Source organism: Flavobacterium swingsii (genome assembly GCF_900111965.1).
GTDB lineage: Bacteria > Bacteroidota > Bacteroidia > Flavobacteriales > Flavobacteriaceae > Flavobacterium > Flavobacterium swingsii.
The window spans coordinates 543733-567654 of the sequence record NZ_FOJT01000001.1; the positions used below are offsets into that span (position 1 = coordinate 543733).

The window sequence follows — 23922 nt, forward strand, 5'->3', positions numbered from 1 at the left end:
ACGCTTTTTTTTTGAAGCCATTTCCTGCTGTTCGCTATATCTTTTCCTTACTAAAGAAGCAAGAAAAAGGTAATTACGAGAGTAATTCGACCATCAGGGCTAAACCAACCAGTATGAATCAGCTAAATTTAGAAACCAGTCCTTATTTACTACAACACGCCAACAATCCAATACATTGGAAAGCTTGGTCAGAAAAAACATTGGCAACAGCCAAAAAAGAAAACAAACTCCTCATTATAAGCATCGGATATTCCGCCTGTCACTGGTGTCACGTAATGGAACACGAAAGTTTCGAAAACGAAGAAGTCGCATCAGTAATGAATCCAAACTTTATATCTATAAAAGTAGATCGAGAAGAACGCCCAGATGTAGATGCAATATATATGAAAGCCGTCCAGATGATGACCAATCGTGGTGGCTGGCCGCTAAATGTGGTTTGCCTTCCCGACGGGAGACCAGTTTGGGGCGGAACCTATTTCCAGAAAGAAGAATGGACAAATACTTTGCAACAATTGCACGAAATGTATGTTTCATCACCTGAAAAAATCATCGAATATGCCGAGAAATTACATCAAGGCATTCAAGTTTTAGGCATTATCGAACACAATACTTCTCAAGAACAAAATCACACCAATAATATAAAACCATTAGTCGAAAAATGGTCTAAAAGTTTCGATTGGGAATATGGCGGTTACGCTCGTGCTCCTAAATTTATGATGCCAAATAATTATTTGTTTTTACAACGTTATGGCTTTCAAACACAATCCCAAGATTTGCTCAATTTTGTCGATTTAACGCTTACAAAAATGGCTCACGGTGGACTTTTCGACACAATAGATGGCGGATTTTCGCGTTATTCAGTCGATATTCGTTGGCATGTGCCGCATTTCGAAAAGATGTTATACGATAACGGACAACTCATTTCGTTATATGCTCAAGCGTACAAAAGAACCCAAAATCCGCTGTATAAAGAAGTCATCGAAAAAACATTAACTTTCGTAGAAAGAGAATTTTTAAATTCAGATGATGGCTTTTATTCGGCGCTCGATGCTGATAGTTTAAACCAAAATAACAGACTCGAAGAAGGGGCTTTTTATGTTTGGACAAAAGACCAGTTACAAGAAATTTTACAAAATGATTTCGAAGTTTTCAGTCATTTATATAATGTGAATGATTTCGGTTTTTGGGAACACAACAATTATGTTTTAATACAAAGTCAAACTTCGGAAAGTGTTGCTTCGCAATTTGGCTTGACCGAAAACGAATTACAAAATAAAAAGAAAACCTGGGAACGATTACTTTTTACCGAAAGAGAAAAACGAGCAAAACCAAGACTCGACGACAAATCACTCACTTCCTGGAACGCCATTATGCTAAAAGGATATGTTGAGGCGCACAATGCCTTGGGAGATGGAAATTATTTAGCTATTGCTAAAAAAAATGCCCAATTTATTATCGAAAAACAATGGTCGCCAGAAGGTTTTTTACATCGTTCATACAAAAACAACAAAAGTACTATTGAAGGTTTTCTAGAAGATTATGCATTTACAATTGATGCATTTATAAGCTTATACCAAGCCACTTTAGAAGAACAATATTTGCATCAAGCCAAACAACTGACTGATTATTGTTTTGACAATTTTTATGACGAAAAACAACAGTTTTTTGCTTTCAATTCTAGGAATTCTGCACAACTTATTGCGCAACATTTCGAAACTGAAGATAATGTCATGCCAGCTTCCAATTCGGTTATGGCAAATAATTTATATATTTTGAGTATTTTATTTAACAATAGTTATTACGAAAAAATAGCGCTTCAAATGTTGCATCATATGATTCCAAATATCGATTATGCATCAGCTTATTCGAACTGGCTAAACTTATGGATGAATTTGTCTGAAGACAACAAAGAGCTAGCCATTTGTGGCGAAAATGCATTAGTAAATAGTCAAAAAATAAATACCAAGTATTTGCCTCACATTATGATTGCCGGAAGCACAAAAAAATCGGAATTACCGTTTTTAGAAAATCGATTTATCGAAAATGAAAATTTATTTTACGTTTGTCAAAACAAAGCTTGTTTGCTTCCAAAAACTACAATTGAAGAAACTTTTAACAATTTAGAAATATAATTCAAACAAAATTATGTAGTTTTACATGAATAAATAAAAATTTAAACAAAATGGGAGTAGCAAGTTTTTTTAAGAACATATTTGGTTCAAAAAAAGTAGACGAAATAATTGACCAAGCAGGAGATTTCGCTGACGATGCAATTGCAAAAGCAAAAGAAAGTGCAGCACCACTTATGGATAAAGTAGAAGATTTTGCTGATCAAGCAGGAGATAAAATTAAAGAATATGTTCCGCAAGCAGCGGAAACAATTGACAATGTTGTAGAAACTGTAAAAGAAAAAGCAGGAGATTTAATGGATAAAGCGGAAGAAATGGCACATGGAGCTGTTGAAACTGCTGAAGAAAAAGCTAGTAATTTTGCGGCCGATACTACTGAAAAAGCAGCAGACGAAATGGCTGACTAATTATTTTGACGACACAGTCATCATAAAATCTTTTAGATAAAAAGGTTCAAAATAAGCGACATCAACGATGTCGTTTTTTTTGTATTTATCATAAGCGATTTTACACATTTCGTTTGCCGAAGGAAATTCTATATCGTCATGATAAATAAATTTCGCGTCAGTTAATATTTCTTTACATTTAGGAGCGCCATCACCAACAAAATATATCGTTTCGGTTATCTCTTGAAAAGAATTTTCATCGATAATTTCGGCTTTTACTTCTCGTGTTTTTTCGTGCTTGGCATCAAAAATTGCAGTGTAACATTCCATTCTTCTGGCATCAATCATGGGAATAATTATTCCGCTTCCGACAATCAGTTTTCTAGCCAAAATTTCTAAAGTATCAATCGCAATGAGTGGAATATCTAACGAATAACATAGCCCTTTTGCCGCCGAAACTCCTATTCTTAAACCTGTATAAGAACCAGGACCTTGACTAATTGCAATGGCCGATAAGTCTTTAAAAGTGAGTTTGTTTGTTTTTAGAATTTCATCAATAAAAACATGCAATTTCTCTGCGTGAGAATAACCAGCTTCAGCAATTTCTTTGCAAGCAAGAACATTTCCGTTTTGCGATAAAGCAACGGAGCAGTTTCTTGTAGCGGTTTCTATATTTAATATATATGTCATTTTTGCGTGGCGAAGTTACAAAATTAGAAAATAATATGCCCTAAATAATTATGACAACCTATTATATACTGAAGATTTATCATCACAGGTTAACATATTAAAAAAATAAAGAATTAGATTTGAATATTCCTATTGGTTATTCCTATCTTTGCAAAGTTTTAAAAAATAAATATTTCTGCCTTGAGTGCAACAAATACATTACCTTCCTTAAAGTCTATTTTCAACGATTTCAAAGAAATTACCAAAGCTGGTTTGGCTATTAGCGTGGTTTTTTCTTCGTTGGCTGGATACTTGTTGGGAATTCATGAGTTTAACACGTCGAGCGTATATGTTCTTATTATGCTTGCCATTGGCGGATATTGCATGGTTGGCGCTTCAAATGCTTACAATCAAATCATCGAAAAAGATTTAGATGCTTTGATGGACAGGACTAAAAATCGTCCTATTCCATCCGGAAGAATGTCAGTAAATACAGCTTTTACCATTGCAACAATATTAACCATTATAGGTTTGGTGATTTTATATATGATAAATCCTAAATCAGCAATGTTTGGAGCGATTTCGATATTTTTATACACTTGCGTTTATACTCCACTTAAAACAGTAACTTCATTGTCGGTTTTTGTGGGTGCTTTTCCTGGAGCAATTCCGTTCATGTTAGGTTGGGTTGCTGCCACCAATGATTTTGGTATCGAAGCTGGAACTTTATTTTTAATTCAATTTTTTTGGCAATTTCCACATTTTTGGGCCATAGGTTGGTTCTTATTTGAAGATTACAAAAAAGGCGGGTTTTATATGTTACCGACAGGAAAAAGGGACAAAGGAACTGCGATGCAGATTATTTTATACACGCTTTGGTTAACAGCCGCTTCGATTTTACCAAGTTTTGGTTATACAGGAAGACTTTATTTAACGACTGTTTCGACAGTAATTGTTGGCTTACTAGGCATATGGATGCTTTTCTATGCAATCAAATTGTACAAAAATAAAACCGATAAATCTGCAAAAACATTAATGTTGGTAAGCGTTGCCTACATATCACTCATACAGGTGGTATATATTTCAGATAAATTTTTAAGATAATAATTATGGAAGGAATGACTATTCAGGAACATAACGAAAGAAAAGCAAGATCATACAAATTACTGCTTCTTTTTGCTATGATTAGTATGTTTATGATGTTTGCAGGATTAACGAGCGCTTACTTGGTAAGTTCTTCTCGAAAAGATTGGATACACACTATGGTTTTGCCATCAGCATTTACAATAAGTACTATTCTGATAGTTTTGAGCAGTATCACGATTCATTTGGCAAAAAAAGCTATACAAAGAGATGATAGAAAAAATACAACTCTATTCCTTTTGGGGACATTAGTCTTAGGAATTGCATTTATTTTCTTTCAATTTAAAGGATTTAGTCAAGTAGTCGAAATGGGCTATTTTTTTACAGGTAGCGAGAGTACAGTTACCTCTTCTTTCTTGTATGTTTTAACGATTTTGCACCTTGCACATCTCGTAGCAGGATTAATTTCGCTATTAATTATAATTTATAATCATTTTAAACAAAAATACAATTCCACTCAAAGCACTGGTATTGAGCTTGGTGCGATGTTTTGGCATTTTTTAGATATTCTTTGGGTATATTTGTTTTTATTTTTATATTTCGTAAAATAATAAAATATTGTAAATTTGACAACTTTATAAACACAATTCTATGGCAACGACAGTTACTACTAGTGCTGAAGGCAAAACTTGGGGAGGCGGAAAAGAGCCAATGGGCATAAGCTACGGAAAAATGATGATGTGGTTTTTCATCGTTTCCGATGCGCTAACATTCTCAGGATTCTTGGCAGCATACGGTTTTTCAAGATTTAAATTTATCGAAACTTGGCCTTTGGCCGATGAGGTTTTTACCCACTTTCCGTTTATGCATGGTGTTTCAGCACCTATGTATTATGTGGCATTTATGACATTTGTACTGATTTTTTCATCGGTAACAATGGTTCTAGCAGTTGATGCTGGTCATCAAATGAAAAAAAATAAAGTAATCCTTTATATGTTTCTAACCATTATTGGTGGTTTTATATTCGTAGGCTCACAAGCTTGGGAATGGAAAAACTTCATCAAAGGAGAATATGGAGCTGTAGAAACTAAAGGTGGTTCTATCTTACAATTTATTGATAAAGATGGAAAAAGAATTGCACTTGGCGAATTTGCTGCCGATATTCCTAGCGAAAGAGTAGCTGATACAAAAAGCAAAGGAATTTGGTTCTTTGGAAACGAAACATTACCAACTTATTCAGTAGAAGAAGTGGTAGAAGGATTCAAAGCGCATCCAGAAGTACTAATTCGTACTGAAGTTATTGACCCGAAAACAAAGAAAAAAATCACTTTATCTCGTGAAGAATCTCTAAAAAGAATAGAAGGAACACAATATGTTGTGGAAGGAGCAAACTTAATTCGTAACGAATACGGACAAAAATTATTTGCCGATTTCTTCTTCTTTATCACAGGATTTCACGGTTTTCACGTATTTTCTGGAGTAATGATTAACGTTTTAATCTTCTTCAATATCCTTTTAGGAACTTACGACAAGAGAAAAAGTTACGAAATGGTCGAAAAAGTGGGATTATATTGGCACTTTGTCGATTTAGTTTGGGTGTTTGTATTTACATTCTTCTATTTAGTTTAATTTTTTTTTAATAAATAAACATATATTGTTATGTCACACGAACACGCATCAAACGTAGGTAGAATCTGGAAAGTTTTCGGATTGTTATCAATAATTACAATAGTTGAGGTTATTTTAGGAATTGTTAAGCCCGAAGTTTTACAATTTAATACTTTCTTAAGTATGGGATTGTTAAACTGGATTTTCATCATCTTAACTGTATATAAAGCATACTGGATTATGTGGGCTTTTATGCACCTTGAGGGAGAAGCTGCCTCTTTGCGTTGGGCAGTTGTAGGAACATTGGTGTTCTTAATTATTTATTTAGTATTTATTTTGCTGGTTGAAGCTGATTATATATTCGAGATTTTTAAAAATTCTACCATAAAATGGAATTTTTAAAACATATTAATTCAAAAAAAAGCTCCTATTACAGGAGCTTTTTTTATTTTTGTACTCAAATAAATTACACTTCTTCTTATGAGAAATAAATTAGTCCTAATTGCCCTTCTAATACTTCCTGTTTTAATTTATTTAATATTTGCAACGGCAACGCATAACTCACTTTTTCTACCAACAATTTCTAGAAATAATAAGGAATTGCCTAAATGGAAAAGTCTTGATGGAAAACCAGTTTCTCTTATCAATAAAATTACAGTTTTGGGATTTGTAGGCAATGACATTTTAAAAAATGAAGAGAATCTATTTAATCTGAACCAAAAAATATACGGGAAATACGAAGGTTTTGATGATTTCCAATTGGTAATGATAGCTCAAGAAGGATCCGAGGCACAAGTAAAAAATTTATTAGAAAAGCTAACTAGATTTTCTGACAATTTATCTGGCTGGAAGTTTGTTTTTGCAAAACCAAATGAGATTCAATCTTATTATGATGCATTTAAATTGCATGACAATCTTAATGAAAACTTAAGCACAACAAAGGTTATTATTATAGATAAAGATAAAAATCATCGCGGACGAAAAGGAAAAAATAAAGAAGGTAAAAACGAATATAAAGAAAGTTACAACACAAACTCGGCTGCCGATTTGCATAATGATATGTCCGACGATGTGAAAATTATACTTCGAGAATATCGATTGGCTTTGAAGCGAAACAAGAATCAAGAAGATTTTCGTTTACACGTTAAAAAATAAATAATGAAAAATAAATCATACATAGGTACGGCTTTTATTATTCTAGTTTTTGGGATTTATTTTGTTCCAAAAATTATCGATAGAATAAAAAATAATGATATTGTAAAAGGCGACAGATTAAATATTGAAGGAACAACAACATCGACTAAAAGCGATTTGATGACTATTGGAAAAGCACCTAAATTTTCATTAACAAATCAAGACAAAGCAACAATTTCTGACGAAAGCTATAAAGGTAAAGTATATGTTGTCGAATTTTTCTTTTCTACATGCCCGTCTATTTGTCCAATTATGAATAGAAATATGAAGTTGGTTCAGGAAGCATTTGCTTCAAATTCTAATTTCGGAATTGCATCAATAACAATCAATCCAGAAAACGATACGCCCGAAGTACTAAAAAAACACGCTGAATTAATAAGTGCAAAAGGAGTAAATTGGAACTTTCTTACTGGTGATAAAACTAAAATTTTCGAGATAGCCAATAAAGGTTATAATTTATTTGCTGGCGAAAATAAAAAAGTAAATGGAGGATTCGAACATTCAGGATTCTTTGCATTAATCGATAAAAGCGGAAATATTCGTTCTAGAAAAGATGAATTTGGCAATCCGATTATTTATTATGACGGATTAAAAGAAGAAGGCGTAACAGCAATAAAACAAGATATCACTAAATTATTAGCAGAATAAAAATGGAAAATAACATCGAAAAAAAGTACAACGTTTGGATTACGATATTATCAATTGCGATTCCGCTTGTGGTAGCCATTTTATTTAAAGTAAAACTAAGAGATTTAGGTTTCGATGTAAAACCATTATCGTTCTTGCCACCTATTTACGCAACAATCAATGGGATTACAGCCGTAGTATTAGTTTGGGCGGTTATTTCTATCAAAAATGGAAAACGAAAATTGCACGAGAATTTAATGAAAACGGCTATTGCACTTTCGGTAGCATTTTTAGCAATGTATGTTGCTTATCACATGACATCGGAAGCTACAAAATATGGTGGCGAAGGTACTTTGAAAGCAATTTACTTTTTTATATTAATCACCCACATTACACTATCTATTGTTACTATTCCTTTGGTTTTAGTAACTTATGTTCGTGCATTGGCAGAAAAATTTGACAAACACAAGAAAATAGCAAAAATTACTTTTCCTATTTGGTTGTATGTTGCCGTTACTGGAGTTATTGTTTATCTAATGATTTCCCCTTACTATGTTAAATAGAGTCGAAAGTCGACCCGAGCTTGAAAAGCGAACTGGCGAAGCAAAGTCGAAAGTCGAAAGGCAAAATAGAAGCATTATGTTTCTTTTGCTTATTGCTTATTGCCTATTGCCTATTGCTTCAAATGCGCAATGCGCCATGTGTCGCGCTTCGCTAGAAAGCACAGGAAACGTATCGCAAGCAGAAGCGGTAAATGATGGGATTGTATACTTAATGATTATTCCGTATGTTCTTGTGGCTCTTATTGCCTTTGCAGTTTATAGAATGTATAGGAAGAAAAAATAATTACATTCCATTTATATTTACTTTCACATTTCCAGTTATATTCAAAAAAGCAACGATAGCATTATTAGTCAATTGCACTTTCTCGAAAACAATATCGTTTAGTTTTCCGTTTACAAAAACGCCAGTCATAGGCGAATAGTTATTCAAATATTTTAGGATATTTTGTTTTCCTTCTTCTAAATTAGGCTGTATCGAGTAACGACAAGTGGCTCTTATTTTGTTTAATATTAAACTTTGTGCAAACCAATTGGCAGTTTTCATAAGTTTACTTTTGGTTTCTAAGGCATAATCTAAATCATCAAAAAACAATTCTTTTGTTTCTGCATTATATTGCGGGAAACCGGATAAATAAATGCGTCCGTTTAAGCTTCCGAGCATGTCTAATGCAATAACCATTTTGCCTTGTTTGTGCCAAATTTCTACATTTTGTATGGTTACTTTTCGTTTTCCTGAACCAAATTCTTTTCCTTTAAAATTAGCTGTCATTACTCTCGAAGCATCTTGATAAGTAGAAACTGCTGCAATGTTTGCCACTACTTTTTCGGGTAAATTTGAAATGGGTTTTAGCACCATTTTTTCTTTGGTAAAATTAGGCTTTGGCTTCTGACCTATATAGGATTCCATTAAACATTTAAGACCAACAGTCATTGAAACGGCTTTTTTTTCTAGAGTAGCTTCGGTAGCATATATTTCTTGCGGCGTTACTTTTAGCCAAGTCTGATACGTTGGACTCATCTCGAATGGTTCGCTTGCTTTTTGCATCATTTCGAGAATATTAGATTTAAAATCGAGTGATTTTTCTAATGATTCATCAATAGTTTTTTCGATTTTACTTTTAAAAATCCGAATCGTCGGATTTACTAAATAAGTAATGGGGATTTCTTTTCCAGCAATGATAATCGTTGGACTTTCTTGCCATTCAAAATCTTGCAGTTCGGTTGTAGTGGTAATTTTCCAATTACTCATTTTTACATCACTCAAGAAAGTAACAGTTCCGTTTAGGTTTAATTCGCGAGTGTCATATAAATTCATTCCTAAAGCCGACGTTCCATATCTGACTTTTGCCCAAATTTTTAGCGGAACAATTGTTTTTAGTTTGTTGTCTTCTTCCGAAATTAGTATGGAAGCATTTTTCCAGATTTTCATTTCGGTTTTATCATCATCAATATTATGATCATCATAAATTAATCCGACCAAAGCTTTATTGGTTTGATTTTCAATATCTTTTAATGTCAAATTTACAGGGAAACTAATATATGAAGAAGTTACAGAATAGTTTATAGGCGTCGCCTCATCTGGTTCTGGCTTCATGAGTTCTATTTTTTGAGTTGACGAACAACCAGTATAAAAAATCGCCATCGCAAATAATCCAATAATCCAAAAAATGTTTTTCATCAAAAAAATAATTTGAGCAAATGTAAAATTATTTTTTAGAAACTTTCATTCATTAATTGTAACAAATTGTTAAAGCAAGAGTCTTATTGTAAATTTAATTAGAAAAGAATTAAATTCGCTAAACATAAAATTCCCATATTATATAAAATGCAAAATATAAAATACTTATTTTTAATAACCACAACATTATTCTGTTCTTTTGTTTCCTTTGGTCAAGCCAAAAAATGGACACTCGAAGAATGTGTGACTTATGCTGTCGAGCATAATATTTCGATAAAACAATCTACTTTAGACAAAGAATTGTCCGATATTTCTAAAAAAGATGCCATAGGGAAATTTCTACCTTCGGTAAATGCACAAGGTTCTCATTCTTGGAATATTGGTTTAAATCAGAATATTACCACAGGTTTGTTAGAAAACCAGACAACACAATTTACTTCAGCAGGATTAAATGTTGGGATTGATATTTATAAAGGACTGCAAAACCAAAATCAGTTGCGAAAAGCAAATCTTACTAGAATTGCTTCTCAATATCAGCTAACAAAAATGCAAGAAGATGTTTCGTTAAATGTTGTAAATGCTTATTTGCAAATACTTTTTAACAAAGAAAATCTAAAAGTGCAACAGCAACAATTGGCTTACGATAACAAACAATTAGAAAGAACCAACGAACTGGTTGATGCTGGAGTAACACCTCGTGGCGATTTACTCGATGTGAAAGCGACTGTTGCTACAGATAATCAGCGATTGATTGCTGCCGAAAACGCATTGTTTTTATCTAAATTAAGTTTAGCACAGTTGTTGCAAATTGATGATTTTCAAGAATTTGATATTGCTGATGCAGAAATTCCTGTTCAAGAAAGCACCGTTTTGATGCAAGATCCAAAAGTGATTTTAGACAAAGCAAAAGAAACTAGGACCGATTTAAAAATCGCCCAAACGAATGTACAGATTGCTGAAAAAGATGTCAAAATTGCTCGTGGTGCTTATCAGCCAACATTACAAGGTTTTTACAGTTTTAGTACACGCGCAGGATATTCGGATAGAGTCGTGGGGTTTGAGCCAAATACTAGTAATCCGACATCGGCAATTGGTTATGTAGATGGTACAGGCCAAAAAGTTTTGCAGCCTAATTTCTCTACCATTTTAGGTAAACCAGATGCAGTTTTTAATCAGTTTAGTGATAATAAAGGACAAAGTTTTGGATTAAATTTGAATGTTCCGATTTTTAACGGATTTTCAGTAAGAAATAATGTGGCTCGTTCTAAAATTGCGCTAGATCGTTCGAAAATAACTTTGCAACAACAAGAATTAGATTTAGAAAGAACCGTTTTTACAGCTTATACCGACACAAAAGGTGCACAAAAAACTCATGAAGCAGCCGTTTCAACATTAGAAGCAAGACAACAATCATTCAACTATGCAAAAGAAAGATATGAAGTAGGACTCATGAATGTTTTCGATTTCAATCAAGCTCAAACTTTATTTGTAAATGCCCAATCGGAAGCTTTAAGAACCAAATACGATTATATTTTTAGAACTAAAATTTTAGAGTTTTATTTCGGAATTCCAATTATTAAAAAACAATAAGTTATCATGACAAAAAAGACAAAATATATTTTATTAGGATTAGTTGTTACCGCAGCTATAGGAGCATATTATCTTATAAATTCAGGTGTTATAGGCAGCAATAATAAAGGTAAAGAAGTCGAAATTGCAACAATAGCACAACGAACTGTAACTGAAACCGTTTCTGGAACTGGAAAAATTCAGCCAGAAATTGAAGTCAAAATTTCATCGGAAGTTTCGGGAGAAATTATTGCACTTCCTATAAAAGAAGGCCAAATTGTCAAAAAAGGAGATTTATTAGTAAGAGTAAATCCAAAATTATATACACAAGGATTAAATCGTTCGCAAGCTGGTTTGTCTAATACTAAAGCTGGTTTGAGTCAAACCGATGCTCAGTTTAAAGAAGCAAAAGCAAGTTATGAGAGAAGTAAAAAATTATATGATAAAGGTATAATTTCTAGAGCAGAATGGGACAAAACTGTAGCTACTTACGAAGGTGCACAAGCGGCCAAACAAGGAGCGTATTATAACGTACAAAGTGCCTCGGCAACGGTAAATGAGTCTAGAGAAAACTTAGGAAAAACTGCAATTTATGCACCTATTGATGGAACGATTTCTAAATTAGACGTAGAATTAGGCGAACGTGTTTTAGGTACGCAACAAATGACAGGAACCGAAATGATGCGTGTTGCCGACCTAAATAATATGGAAGTTGAAGTAGATGTAAATGAAAATGATATTGTAAAAATTGCTATTGGAGATGCCGCAAAAGTTGAAGTAGATGCTTATTTGAAGAAAGAATTTCAAGGAATTGTAACGAGTATTTCAAATTCTGCCAGCGCAACACTTTCTGCCGATCAAGTAACTAATTTTAAAGTGAAAGTTAGAATTCTTAAAGAATCTTACCAAGATTTAATGGTAGGAAAACCAACTAGTTTTTCTCCTTTTCGTCCAGGAATGACAGCAACTGTCGATATTATTACCACTCGTAAAGAAAACGTTATTGCAATCCCAATTAGCGCCGTTGTTATGAGAACCGATACGACTTCTTCACGTAAAGAACTTATTATTGAAGGCGAAAACTCAGACAATTCAGATGAAACACCAGAAGTAAAAAATGAAAAAAGATACGAATGCGTTTTTGTAAAAGTGGGTGATAAAGTAAAACTTCGCATCGTAACGACAGGAATCCAAGATGATACTTATATAGAAGTGCTATCTGGTCTAAAAAAAGGAGAAACTATTGTAACTGGACCTTATACAACGGTTACCAAAGAACTAAATCCTGACGATGTAGTTTATGTAAAAACCAAGGAAGAAATTGCTGCCGAAAAGAAAAAAGAAAGAGATCGTAAAGACGATTAATAAAAAAAGCTCCGTTTAGGAGCTTTTTTTATTACTATACTTTGAACACTTTTTTAATAATCTAAATACCAGTTAAACACATCGGCACGCAATCCTATCGAAAACCAAGTAGTGCTTTCTTTGAATATTGCAGTAGTATTTTCTTGTGGCGAAAAATCTCTGTAAATTAAATTTCCAAAAAGTTTCAGATTTGTACTCGGGTTTAGTAAATATCCCGCCTGAATATCCGCAATAAAAACATTGGTTTTATTCCCTTGTCCTATTGCAACACCTTTTTCATAAGCTCTTGAATCGTCGTAGTCTTTGTAAATATTAGAACCATAGTTTTTTGCATCGGTTGCTGTATCAAAATCGAAACCACGAACTCCCATGCTTATTTTTGCATCGGCAAACAATCTGTTTTTATGAAAACGCGCAATTCCTGTTAGCTCTTTAAAGTTAGAACCCCAATTGTGACCCATGCTTTGGTTGTTGTGACCGTAATTTGTAATTGCGTTGCTATGTCCGTAAACATAAGGGCGCACATGATTATATTCTGCTTGCAGGTATAGATTTTTCATCCCAAAAGCATTAAAATATTTGGCTCCCAATTGGTAACCGTATTTGTTTTTCCAACTTTTCTCGCCAGATTTCATATCACCAAGTGAGAATTCGTCGAGCAAGAATTGTCCGTATAAATTAATATTATTATTCCATTTGTATTTTGAAGTAATTCCTAAAACTGCGTTTCCGCTTCTTGCTGATGAAGAAAATTCGACCGAACGATAAAAAATAATTGGGTTTACAAAATTAAGATCAAAACCACGATTGTTGTCATTTGTCCAAATTACCGATTCGAAAAAACCAATATTCAACCTCTTTGAAGCATTCCAACTCAAATAATGGTTTGCCATATATTTTGTAGCATACGTTCTATCTAAAGTTACGTCTTTGCGAACATCTTTGAGCCACATATACGTATTGGTGTATTTTATTTTCCAGAATGTGGTGTTTATTTTAACAAACGGATACGGACTCGCACCATCGCCTTCCAACAAAGAACGATAACCATCTCCTATAAAATTTCGGCTGTAACCCAACTGCAAGTTAAGGTGTTTGCTTGGCGTGTAAGTAATATTTGCATCGGCAGAAGGGAAATCGTATTTTGTAGTTTTAAAATCTTTTGCAATACCAATTCCTGGAATTATTGCTGGATTTCCGCCTGATGGCTGAATAGAATTTGCGTATCTATTATAATAATCAGCAAAAACACCTTGACTTTCGTAAATGGTTGTGGTAAAGTCTAATTGTTCGCCCAATCCTCCTTGTATTTGCAAACCACGCGTATTTACATAAGTATAATCTTCGGTGCTTGGATTACTTTTTCCCATTCGTAAATCGAAAATAGGATTTAGTGCAAACCAATAATCTTCTCCTTGTATGGCAACTAAGTTTTCGTTAAACAATTTTCGTCCCCACCAACCTTCTTTCTTAATTTTGATTGCATCATAAGCCGCATCAAAATTATGATATTTTGCAACTTCGGAGTAAGTATATGGTTTTGATGCCGTATGATTATTAGTACCAACTTGGTTCATCTCACCATCAAAATTGGTGTATAAATTATGTGAGAAAGGAATATTAAGATGACTTTTGAATTGTGGATTCTTAAATTCTTTATAATTTAATTTTACAGATTCGAATTCTGGATTTTCTTTATTTGCTAAAACCGAAGGTGAATTTGCAATTTTATTTTCTAGTAATAATTTTTCGGCAGCAATTTCGGCAGCACTTTGCAACGGAATGGCTATTGTAAATGTATATTTTGCATAGGTTGGTTTTCCGTTATAAGTTGGTGGCGTAATTTTTGGAAAAGCCGAAAAAACCCTTTTTGTTTCGGTTATTAGCTCCGAGTACATTGCATCTGCGTACAATACTTTGAATGTTCCTGTGCTATCTACTTCAAACAATGTGATGATTTTTCCCTTGAAATTATCTTGCTTTACAACTTCTGGCAATTGAAAATTATTATAAACAAAATCTTGTAATTGATTGTTAAAACAAGTTTCTAATTCTTGATTCATTGTGTTTTCACAAGCCGGAAAAACTGGGAATTTTTCTTGATTACTCACTTGCGAAAATGAATTTTGCACGAAGAAAAAAACTATAATTAGTAAAAGGTATTTTTTCATTGTATATTTTTTAATAATTTCCTGTAGAAACATTTCCGTCTGCAATGGTTTTTGCTGCCGATGTTCCTATTCTTTTCACACCCAATCTAATCATTGCCAAAGCCTCCTCTAGCGTTCTTACACCACCAGCTGCTTTTACAGGAAGCGGATTTGAGTTTTCCAACATTAAAATAATGGTAGGAATTGTAGCTCCGTTTGGCAAATTATCTTCTGTTTTATAAAAACCTGTCGATGATTTTACAAATATATGCACAAAATTCTCTTCTTTGAAATTGGCAATAATTGTATTTTTTATCAATGCCGAAACCTGAATAATCTGATGGTTTGTAAGCGCCGCCACTTCGATAATAAATTTGACTGCTTTTTTATGCGACAATCCCAATTGTGTGCAAGCAATAATTTCTTGTTTTATTAATGTTGTTTCTCCTCTTTTGAAGGCTTCATAGTTTATTACATAATCAAGTTCATCTGCGTGATTGTTTATCGCTTCCTGTGCTTCTTCCAGTTTTTTGTCTAAACTAGAATTTCCTTCAGGAAAATCGATAACTGTTCCTATTAACACTTTCGAATTGGCTTTTTCTATCATTTTTTTAGCCAATTGTACTTTATCAGGACGAATCATAACCAACTTAAATTCCTCGCTAATGGCTTCATGAATGAAATTTTCGACCACTTTTGTGTTTTCAATTTCAGACAAATTGGCTTGCAATGCTGTTTTTAGGTAAGTAGAATCTAGATATTGCTTAATATTCATAATATGAATGACAGATTAAAGTATAAAAATAGAAAAATCCCACCGAAATGGGATGTTTTTCTTATAATATTTATTTATCGAATACTTCCGATGTTTTTATTTTCTTTAAAGAATTTTGTTGCTACAAAAATCCCTACTAAAGTTCCTGTACTGTTAGCAACAACGTCCCAAAAATCTGCTTGTCGAGTTGTTGTTATACTTTTTTGGGCAAACTCGATGGCTATTCCTAACCCTATCGAAATGAGTACTAAAACGATTTTATTATTCAACAACACACTATTTTTAAATACTAAATAGCGATACCACAAAATAACAAAACCAAAATAGAAAGTAAAATGAACTACTTTATCTGCATTTGGAAAATTAAATTTTGGAGCATTTACCGTAGTTTTTAAACTCAGATAAAGTATCAAAAACGTCCAAAGAAGAGCAATCCAAATAGCGTTTTTATTAGGCGCCAATAAGTTTTTTATAGTCATCACTAGAAAGTAGGTTTTCGATTTCAGATGGATTTGAAATTTTCACCTTAATCATCCAAGCTTTTCCATAAGGATCTGCATTTACAACTTCTGGAGTTACTTCAAGTTCTTCGTTAAATTCGATAATTTCGCCAGAAAGTGGTAAGAATAAATCCGATACTGTTTTTACAGCTTCCACTGTTCCAAAAACTTCGTCTTGTGCTAAAGTTTGATCTAATGTTTCTACTTCAACATATACGATATCTCCTAATTCTTTTTGAGCAAAATCGGTAATTCCTACCGTAGCGATGTCTCCATCAATGCTTATCCATTCGTGGTCTTTTGTGTACTTTAAGTTAGCTGGTATGTTCATTTTGTTGTTTAATTTTAATTTGAAACAAAAGTAAAATTATTACTGTAATAATCTTATTTTTTTAATAATTAATTTCCAAAGTTATATCTAATTGTAAATCCGGCACGAATTGTTGTTAATGGAAATGAAGTCGAAATAACCGCTTTCGAGAACGAATAATCGAAAAAGAAAAGTGTTGTTAGATTTTTGCTAAAAGAATAATCGGCAGTTAGCTTAGCCGAAACAATGTTTTGTCCGCCTGCTAATTGGTTGTTATTGTAATCTAAATTTCTAACTATTGTTTTGTTGTTTCTAAAAGCCACATCTCCTCTTATATTTACATCACTTTTTATTTCTCCCGTCGGATTGTCTGCCAATCGTGATTTTATCCTTACATCCTTTATACGATATCCTAGTCCAACAACATACTCGACACCTTTTAGTTCGGTTAGCAAATTATTATCGAAACTTAACGACATGGTTCGGTCTTTTTTCATTTCGGCAAGAATTTTTATAGAACTTTTCATTTCGAAATCCAATCTAACCAATGGACTAAATTGTTCTGATAGATTTACGTTACCAATAATATTTTTGTTTTCAAAATTCCCTCCAGTATCGGTAGATGCGGGATCTGTATATTTGAAATTAGAACGGTACGAATTTATTGTATAAGCTGCTTTGTATGCGTGTTGCAATGAGAATCTTTTGAACTTGTCTTTAAAAAATTTATATCTCATAAGACCCGTATATTTTACAGTCCAGTTAGGAATTGGAATGTTTTTGAACGCTCCCAACGACACTCCAGAAGCATCACTTCCTGAATAAGCTGCCAAGAATGATGGTAATAAAACGGCCTGATTATTTTTTCCGAAACCTACTGGATAACCATAATTTGGATTATTAACATCTGTAACCCTAGGAAAATCTGGAGTTCCGTAAGAAATCGTAGCCAATCTATCAGCTACTACAAGTCGGTTTTCTCTGAAATTATCAAATGCTGACGATGTTATTTCGTCACTTGCGGAAAATGCCGTTTTTATTAGAACAGTCGAGATTGAGAAATTTCCAGAATTATATGGCGAATGTGAGTTGTAAACACCACCAACTGCATCAAACTGTTCTGAGAAATTATCGGCATGAGTTCTGTCGGCAATTAAATCTATTTTTAAATCTGGAAACAATTCGATATTTGCATTTGCAGTGATTTGCTTGCTTTTTACTTGTGTAAAATTCTGGTTGAACTCACCATAATTTGTTAACCATCCGTTTTTAGCTGCTTCGAAACGCACATCATCTTGCATCCCGAATACGAATCCTAATGTTGGTCTAGATGAACCCAAGAATCCTACCGATGGTAAATAACCTGGCAGCATTGTTCCGCTGGTTTCACTATAATTTATCTGAATATTTTTGATACTTGTAGCCAATCCTATTAATCCATCTACAAAAACATTAGGTTTTATTTCTTTAACCTTTGGTTTTGCTACTACTTTTTCTCCTGGTTTCGGAGTAGCTGGTGGTGGAGCTATTGCTTTTGAAGCTTTCTTTTTATCACCTCTTTTTGTAAATCCAATATATTTATAAAATGTATCCATATTGAACGCTGTATTCAGTTTGTGTGAACTTGCATTTTGGATTGTATTTCCTAAATCGTAAGTATTACCATCACTCGCCTGAAATGATTGTAATGCCAATGTTGCTCTTTGCCAAGAATAATCTCCGGTATAAGTATAATCAGATTTTATAAATGCTAAAGCTGGAATTTTATTTATAGGCAATTCGTAATTAGCTGTTAGCTGTTGCGAATGTTGGTTTGGTTCTCCAATATTCCAATAATCGTCCCAAATGGTAAAACTATCGATAGGATCATTATTTGCATCTAAATAATTTCTAACCAAATTTGCTGTCGTTGCCGTATAATTAACTCGCAAACTTTTAGTCAAATTATAATTGAATCCATAATTATAATTGAACATATTATTACGTTTGTACAATGGCGAAAGTTCGATTCCTTGCACCTCAATTTGTCGGTATTGTTGCTTATTATATTGTCGTAAAATAGTAGAACTAAAGTTGATACTTGTTGGTAAATAATTAAAATTAAAATCGCTTAGCATTTTCCAATAAGTGCTTTTCTTTACGAATTTTTTATTTTTGAATGGCTCTACTGCTTTTGGTTGAAACGTATACGCATAATCGGCAGAGGTTCTTACTTGTTGGTCTAACAATCCTTCTATTTCAAAATCATGGTGTTCGATTTCGTTAAACGAATAGGAAACAGTTAAGTTTTCTGGATCATAAACGTGCTGTTTTTGTTCGGCTCCACGGTCTTTTCTTACCCCAATAAAGTTGATGCTTTTTCTTTTTGTAAAATCAATTGCTCTGTTTTTGTATTCTGCTTTGTCTTCAGCATCAGTGGTTACATCTAGCAGTTGTTTTAGCTTAATATCTTGGTTAAAAGGGTCATATTCTGGCGTAATTATTTCTTCGCCAATACCATAATTAAATGGTAAGTTTATACCCCATTTTTTAGGCAACAATTTACCTAAATTTATGTTTGTAACAATATCATACTGCTTGGTATCTTCGCGACTACGCTCATTCGGACTTTGTTCTAGCGAGCCAAAACCTATCGTATTCATTCTTCCTGTTGCAGAAAGCGTCATAAAATCGGCAAAATTGGTATCTAGACTTGCAATAGCGGCCATACCTCCTTTGTTATCTACATCGGCAAGACGAAGTTCGTTAAACCAAACTTCACCACGTGCATAATCGGTTGTACTTGGGTTTTTGATACCCATCATTAATGTTCTTACATAACCAAAGTTTGGATTTCCTTTGATACCTATTCGCATTTTATCTTCTACCAAAGAAGGATTTACAAGTCCATCACCAACTACATCTTGATAAAAAATTCCGTTAGGATCTGGTGGCGAATTAACACCCCCGTTTATTTTTAAAATTTTAAGTTGGGTTAACAAAGCAGTTTGTATGTCTATTTCATTAATCGCTGGCCAAATATCCGTTGGTGATGAACTTCCGTGTTGTGTTACTTTTAGAGGCATTTCTATTTGATAGAAATTATTTGTAAAATCGTTTCCAAAACGAATAAAAGCCACCATGTCATTGTCTTTTAAATCGGCAGAATTTCCGGGTAAAGATTCTGCGTGTAAGAACATTTTTAGTTTTTTGTACTGACGCATATCTACATCGACATTTTTGAAAACTGCTCTAGAATCTTCTGCTTCTAATCCGTCGCTTAGTGTTTGTGCAGATGCTTTGTTATAAACTTTTAACGAAAGTGATTGCTCATTTTGTTTGAGTACTGAATTGTTATTGTATAATTCTTCACGCTCTACTGCTGGAGGTGAAACATATCTTATAGGCAATCTGCTACTATTTTCTTCGATATTTACAGCCGTCACATCGAAACCTGTTGGGTCGTCTGCGAGATCAATATCAGAAGCTTGAAGTGTATTATTATATCTTCTCCATTCGCCACGAACTAAATCTAAGGCACCCAAACGAACAGTAACATTATCCGCAAATTCTGACATAAACATACGCATAAAACGTATCGATCTAAAATCTGAAATACCGCCTTCAATATTTGCTGCCGTTGCTTCTAGAATAGGAATTTTAAATTGTATCCATCTTGCTTCTGTAGTGTTTCCGTTTGGAAGTGCAACTTGTGTTACTCTTTCATCAACAACATAAGTATCTCCAACTTGAATATTTGGTTTAATATCTACCGAAAATTTATAATACGCATCAATCGTATTCATGGTATTATCTCTGTTAATATCTTCTACGTCGGGCGCGGTGGTAGAACCTCTATTGGTATCCGAAACATTTACTGGCGAATTGCCTTCTAATCCGTTATAACTTTTATATCTATCGGTAATAGAACCCGAAGCACTTAGGAAATATTGGTAATTGTCTTGTGCTGGATCTGGCCCTGCAAAAGTTGGATATTTTGCATTTTCTTCGGCATCTGACAATCCGTTAAGACCTACATCTTGTTGTGCTCTATTGGCTTCGTTTGTATCGAAAGCATAAATTAATGATTGTGATGCTGGAACTTTACCCCAATTTGTATCGATTACATTTGGGTTAGCTCCGCCGGCTGGCAATCCGTTTTCGTATAATTTTCGTCCATCTTTAAGAACGTCTTCAGAGATTTCACCTAAATTAAACGTTAGTTTTCCCACATTAGCAGGATTTGTATCGCTTGCTGTACCAAAATAAGGATCTAGCATCCAAAACTGAATGTACTCTACATTTGCTTGTTCGAAATTTGTTGAAGAAATAGAACGCATAATTCCCCCAAAGTTATCTTGTGGTGTTGGCAAAGTATTTCCTGTTGCTGATGCATTAAAGTTGTATGGTCCACGTTCGGCAGGATAATAAGTCATATCTAATGTAGAAACGACGGTGGTTTCTCCAACTGCAATATCGGTATTTGGATACAATTCTGTACTATAAATTCTTCTGGTATTATTTCTAGAAATATCATTATCATCTAATCCTGCTGGTCGCTCTCCTGTATAAAAAGTAGGATCGATAGAATACCAGGACATTCTTGCTCTCTTGTCATTGTATGTCAAATTATTTTCTGGTATTTCTCCACCAAATCCTACTGGCGAACTGGACAAACTCCAAGCAAAAGGCGACTTCATGTCTATTGTAGATTGCGAACCTTCAAAATCATCAACATATACGGTTGCTTCTCCTTCAAACTGATCTGTTTTTGGTGTTCCTGGTTTTAGGAAAGCAACCTCTCCTCTGAAGGATAAATTAGAAGGAACATCGGTATCTAAATTAGGTAATTTATTAACTAATCTGGTAAAAAACGGAATTTCGGTTGAAAAATTCCCGTTAGCTCCAAAAATAGTATTGTTTATAGATTCTTGACCATAATTTGTTTTTTGGGTGAATGGCCTTTCGGTCATTTTTAAATATGTGGCACCAATTTGAAACTTATCAGAAAATTTATGTTCTACATTAATCCCCATAAATCTTCGGGTTTGCTGACCAAAAACTGCATTATTTTCGACCGAAACACTGATAGGCGTTCCTGAAGCCTGTAATGATGGGTCGAGAATTTGCACACGTCCCGCCTGATAATTAACACTATAATCGACTCCTTCTTGTAAGACTCTTCCGCCAGCAGTAACTACTACAGAACCACGAGGCACATTTGCAGCACCAAGAGAAATTCCTTCCCCACCACTAGATTTGTATTTTCCTTTAAGCTGGAATTTGTTTTTATCACTTTCTTGCAAAGCTTGTGTTTGCGTTTTGCGATACAAACTTGAGAAAACATACTTTTTTTGATTGGCATTATAAGTATTTACATCTGTATAGTCTTCTAAAGAAGCTGGATTTTTTAATTTATCAAAAAGAAGTTCTCCAAATGGTTCTTTGGTTGTAAAAATGATTCGACCGTTTTGAGCATCGACCGTTAGACCAGATACAAAATCGAAAAAACCATCTCCTTTTTTCTGAGGATCGTTATTATAATCTAATCTATCCATATTAAAAACCCTTAACAAAGGCGTTCTTGTAACCTCATTTTCCGGTAATGGATTTGCGGGAAAAGGATTTCCGGCTACTTCAGAAATATAATTTAACGGTGATGGATCAGAATATAAGATATTGAATTTAAAATCTTTCGCATCTAACTGATATGCCCCTGGTATTTGATAAATATTTTTCATCATCAAGTTCCAAGCTGGTTTGGTTACACTGGCTAAATTTCCTTTTAGCATTTTAAGAATCAAACTTTTCGTGGTAGGAACTCCTGTTCCGCTTACATTTGTTGCATCTACACCATCGGTTCCAAATTCCCCTACTTGATATACTTTGTCGCCAATCGTATATTGGTACGCCACGGCAAGAACCTCATCGTTAGACAATCTTTGGTTTAACGACACATAACCCAATTGTGTATTGAACGTATATTCGTTGGGTGTTAATTTTCTTGCATTTTCTAATTTAGCATAGTCTGTTCCTTCAGATGGCGATGGCGAAACACCATTAAAACCCTGACCAGCGGTTGCAATTTCTCTAATTAATGAGTTTAAATTACTATTTCCAATGCCTATTTTTGAGGGGTCGAAATTATTATTTGCATTATTTGATGGTGTGTCTGGTGTGGCGTTAAAAAATGTGACTGGCGGTGTTATTCCAACAATCTGAGCATCTGTAAATCCTGTAAGTCTAGCTTCTCCTAAATCTTGTAAGGCAACAACATTTCTTAAATTATTCCCGTCAGACGATGTATTTACTCGATTTTGCCTGTTGGTAATCCAGACTTCCATTCGGGTAATTTGCACTCTCGAATCGATAACTGGATAATTTTTTAATGCATCATCATATTTGCTTCTAAAATATTGTGATAAGAAAAAGTGTCTGTCGGCATCATAATCTAATCCAAAAAGATTAAATTCTGAGATTGCTCCGCCTCCTTCAGAAACAACAGTTTTTGTTTGAGATTTTTGTTCAGAAAAAATACCTGTAACAGTTGTTTTTCCGAATTGAAACTGTGCTTTTACACCAAATAAACTTTGTGCACCACGAATTAACGTACTGTTTAGTGGCATACTTACGTTACCAACTTCTATTTTTTGAAGAATATCATCTTCCGTTGGCGTGTATTCTAATTTTATTAAATTTTGAAAGGCAAAAGTAGATTCGGTATCATAATTTGCATTTACTTTTAATCTTGTTCCTATTTTCCCTAATAAGCTTAAACTAATTCGTTGGTCGAAATCGAACGTGGTACTTTTTCTGTTTCTTGGCGAAAATGACGGATTATCTTGTTTAGAATAACGCATTCCTAAATCGATTTCGACAGTTCCAGTTGGTTTTACATCGATGGTATTACTTCCAAAAATAGATTCGAACAATCCTGATTTTATATAATATCTTGGTAATAAATCTTTTTGAGCATCTTTACTTGCTGCCTTTTTACCATCAATTGCATCAGATTTTTTTTGAAAATAATCTCGCATGGCTTCTCTCGAGATTAATTCTTGATATTCTTTTGGTGTTAAAACAATCGGATAATTTATGTTAAATCCTTCAAATGTTTTGGTATAAATATACCTATCGGTAATTGGATCGTAAGTGTAAGCTTCTAGAATACTATTCGGATTTTGGAGTTGCAAACTTCCTGTATTATATCCTTTTACGGTATCTTGAACTTCTGGAGTTATTTGCGCATTAACAGTAATTGAAACGAAAAAAAGCAGTAGAAAAATACTGTTTTTAATGAATAAACCCGAATAATATGAACTAAATTGTTTCAACGA

At 33.7% G+C, this 23922-nt stretch carries 19 protein-coding genes; 12 read left to right on the forward strand and 7 right to left on the reverse strand.

Annotated elements, in window-relative coordinates:
• Positions 1–11: 11 nt before the first annotated feature.
• Positions 12–2132 carry a thioredoxin domain-containing protein gene (locus BM053_RS02525; protein ID WP_317040198.1) on the forward strand — a complete coding sequence of 707 codons (2121 nt, stop codon included), beginning with the start codon at positions 12–14 and terminating at the stop codon, positions 2130–2132.
• A 50-nt stretch (positions 2133–2182) separates the two neighbouring features.
• A complete protein-coding gene (locus BM053_RS02530; RefSeq protein ID WP_091473645.1) occupies positions 2183–2536 on the forward strand; it encodes a YtxH domain-containing protein in 354 nt (117 codons plus the stop codon).
• Here BM053_RS02530 and tsaB read toward each other — a convergent pair whose 3' ends face one another.
• Complete coding sequence (gene tsaB, locus BM053_RS02535; RefSeq protein ID WP_091473648.1) at positions 2537–3205, reverse strand: tRNA (adenosine(37)-N6)-threonylcarbamoyltransferase complex dimerization subunit type 1 TsaB; 669 nt, start codon at positions 3203–3205, stop codon at positions 2537–2539.
• A gap of 180 nt (positions 3206–3385) precedes the next feature.
• Between tsaB and cyoE the strand changes: the two genes are divergently transcribed.
• From cyoE to BM053_RS02575, 8 genes are all read left to right on the forward strand, one after another.
• A complete protein-coding gene (gene cyoE / locus BM053_RS02540; protein ID WP_091473651.1) occupies positions 3386–4288 on the forward strand; it encodes a heme o synthase in 903 nt (300 codons plus the stop codon).
• A gap of 5 nt (positions 4289–4293) precedes the next feature.
• Positions 4294–4878, forward strand: a complete 585-nt coding sequence (locus BM053_RS02545) for a cytochrome c oxidase subunit 3 (protein WP_091473654.1) — start codon at positions 4294–4296, stop codon at positions 4876–4878.
• Positions 4879–4918: 40 nt separating this feature from the next.
• The gene (locus tag BM053_RS02550) at positions 4919–5896 is read left to right on the forward strand and encodes a cytochrome c oxidase subunit 3 (protein WP_091473656.1); all 978 of its coding nucleotides are present in this window, start codon (positions 4919–4921) and stop codon (positions 5894–5896) included.
• Positions 5897–5926: 30 nt separating this feature from the next.
• Positions 5927–6277, forward strand: a complete 351-nt coding sequence (locus BM053_RS02555) for a cytochrome C oxidase subunit IV family protein (RefSeq protein WP_091473659.1) — start codon at positions 5927–5929, stop codon at positions 6275–6277.
• 78 nt (positions 6278–6355) lie between these two features.
• Positions 6356–7030, forward strand: coding sequence for a hypothetical protein (locus tag BM053_RS02560; protein WP_091473661.1), 675 nt, complete (start codon positions 6356–6358; stop codon positions 7028–7030).
• 3 nt (positions 7031–7033) lie between these two features.
• On the forward strand, positions 7034–7717 hold the full coding sequence (locus BM053_RS02565) for an SCO family protein (RefSeq protein WP_091473663.1): 684 nt from the start codon (positions 7034–7036) through the stop codon (positions 7715–7717).
• 2 nt (positions 7718–7719) lie between these two features.
• Entirely contained in the window at positions 7720–8259 is a 540-nt protein-coding gene (locus tag BM053_RS02570) for a DUF420 domain-containing protein (RefSeq protein ID WP_091473667.1), read from the forward strand.
• Positions 8249–8542, forward strand: coding sequence for a hypothetical protein (locus BM053_RS02575; RefSeq protein ID WP_317040199.1), 294 nt, complete (start codon positions 8249–8251; stop codon positions 8540–8542). Before BM053_RS02570 ends, BM053_RS02575 begins: the two co-directional genes overlap by 11 nt.
• Here BM053_RS02575 and BM053_RS02580 read toward each other — a convergent pair whose 3' ends face one another.
• Positions 8543–9937 carry a DUF4403 family protein gene (locus BM053_RS02580; protein WP_091473669.1) on the reverse strand — a complete coding sequence of 465 codons (1395 nt, stop codon included), beginning with the start codon at positions 9935–9937 and terminating at the stop codon, positions 8543–8545.
• Between the two features lie 147 nt (positions 9938–10084).
• Between BM053_RS02580 and BM053_RS02585 the strand changes: the two genes are divergently transcribed.
• Entirely contained in the window at positions 10085–11527 is a 1443-nt protein-coding gene (locus BM053_RS02585) for a TolC family protein (protein WP_091473671.1), read from the forward strand.
• A 6-nt stretch (positions 11528–11533) separates the two neighbouring features.
• Positions 11534–12871, forward strand: a complete 1338-nt coding sequence (locus BM053_RS02590; RefSeq protein ID WP_091473673.1) for an efflux RND transporter periplasmic adaptor subunit — start codon at positions 11534–11536, stop codon at positions 12869–12871.
• 53 nt (positions 12872–12924) lie between these two features.
• Here the strand turns inward: BM053_RS02590 and BM053_RS02595 are convergent, their stop codons facing one another.
• The 5 genes from BM053_RS02595 to sov form a co-directional block, all read right to left on the reverse strand.
• Positions 12925–15042 (reverse strand): gliding motility protein RemB, encoded by a 2118-nt coding sequence (locus BM053_RS02595; protein WP_091473759.1) that lies wholly within the window; start codon positions 15040–15042, stop codon positions 12925–12927.
• A gap of 10 nt (positions 15043–15052) precedes the next feature.
• Entirely contained in the window at positions 15053–15796 is a 744-nt protein-coding gene (gene deoC, locus BM053_RS02600) for a deoxyribose-phosphate aldolase (protein WP_091473675.1), read from the reverse strand.
• Between the two features lie 74 nt (positions 15797–15870).
• Positions 15871–16275 (reverse strand): VanZ family protein, encoded by a 405-nt coding sequence (locus tag BM053_RS02605; RefSeq protein ID WP_167357269.1) that lies wholly within the window; start codon positions 16273–16275, stop codon positions 15871–15873.
• A complete protein-coding gene (gene gcvH, locus BM053_RS02610) occupies positions 16247–16627 on the reverse strand; it encodes a glycine cleavage system protein GcvH (RefSeq protein WP_091473677.1) in 381 nt (126 codons plus the stop codon). The genes BM053_RS02605 and gcvH overlap by 29 nt, the downstream gene beginning before the upstream one ends.
• A 68-nt stretch (positions 16628–16695) precedes the next feature.
• Positions 16696–23919 (reverse strand): T9SS outer membrane translocon Sov/SprA, encoded by a 7224-nt coding sequence (gene sov, locus BM053_RS02615; protein WP_091473679.1) that lies wholly within the window; start codon positions 23917–23919, stop codon positions 16696–16698.
• Positions 23920–23922: the final 3 nt, after the last annotated feature.

Excerpts from the sequence above, each read along its gene's own strand:
- BM053_RS02585 (WP_091473671.1), top strand. The coding sequence starts at position 10,085 with ATGCAAAATATAAAATACTTATTTTTAATAACCACAACATTATTCTGT.
- BM053_RS02575 (WP_317040199.1), top strand. The coding sequence starts at position 8,249 with ATGTTAAATAGAGTCGAAAGTCGACCCGAGCTTGAAAAGCGAACTGGC.
- BM053_RS02555 (WP_091473659.1), top strand. The coding sequence starts at position 5,927 with ATGTCACACGAACACGCATCAAACGTAGGTAGAATCTGGAAAGTTTTC.
- tsaB (WP_091473648.1), bottom strand. The coding sequence starts at position 3,205 with ATGACATATATATTAAATATAGAAACCGCTACAAGAAACTGCTCCGTT.
- gcvH (WP_091473677.1), bottom strand. The coding sequence starts at position 16,627 with ATGAACATACCAGCTAACTTAAAGTACACAAAAGACCACGAATGGATA.
- BM053_RS02530 (WP_091473645.1), top strand. The coding sequence starts at position 2,183 with ATGGGAGTAGCAAGTTTTTTTAAGAACATATTTGGTTCAAAAAAAGTA.
- BM053_RS02570 (WP_091473667.1), top strand. The coding sequence starts at position 7,720 with ATGGAAAATAACATCGAAAAAAAGTACAACGTTTGGATTACGATATTA.
- deoC (WP_091473675.1), bottom strand. The coding sequence starts at position 15,796 with ATGAATATTAAGCAATATCTAGATTCTACTTACCTAAAAACAGCATTG.
- BM053_RS02560 (WP_091473661.1), top strand. The coding sequence starts at position 6,356 with ATGAGAAATAAATTAGTCCTAATTGCCCTTCTAATACTTCCTGTTTTA.
- BM053_RS02580 (WP_091473669.1), bottom strand. The coding sequence starts at position 9,937 with ATGAAAAACATTTTTTGGATTATTGGATTATTTGCGATGGCGATTTTT.
- BM053_RS02550 (WP_091473656.1), top strand. The coding sequence starts at position 4,919 with ATGGCAACGACAGTTACTACTAGTGCTGAAGGCAAAACTTGGGGAGGC.
- BM053_RS02605 (WP_167357269.1), bottom strand. The coding sequence starts at position 16,275 with ATGACTATAAAAAACTTATTGGCGCCTAATAAAAACGCTATTTGGATT.
- BM053_RS02545 (WP_091473654.1), top strand. The coding sequence starts at position 4,294 with ATGGAAGGAATGACTATTCAGGAACATAACGAAAGAAAAGCAAGATCA.
- BM053_RS02595 (WP_091473759.1), bottom strand. The coding sequence starts at position 15,042 with ATGAAAAAATACCTTTTACTAATTATAGTTTTTTTCTTCGTGCAAAAT.
- BM053_RS02565 (WP_091473663.1), top strand. The coding sequence starts at position 7,034 with ATGAAAAATAAATCATACATAGGTACGGCTTTTATTATTCTAGTTTTT.
- BM053_RS02590 (WP_091473673.1), top strand. The coding sequence starts at position 11,534 with ATGACAAAAAAGACAAAATATATTTTATTAGGATTAGTTGTTACCGCA.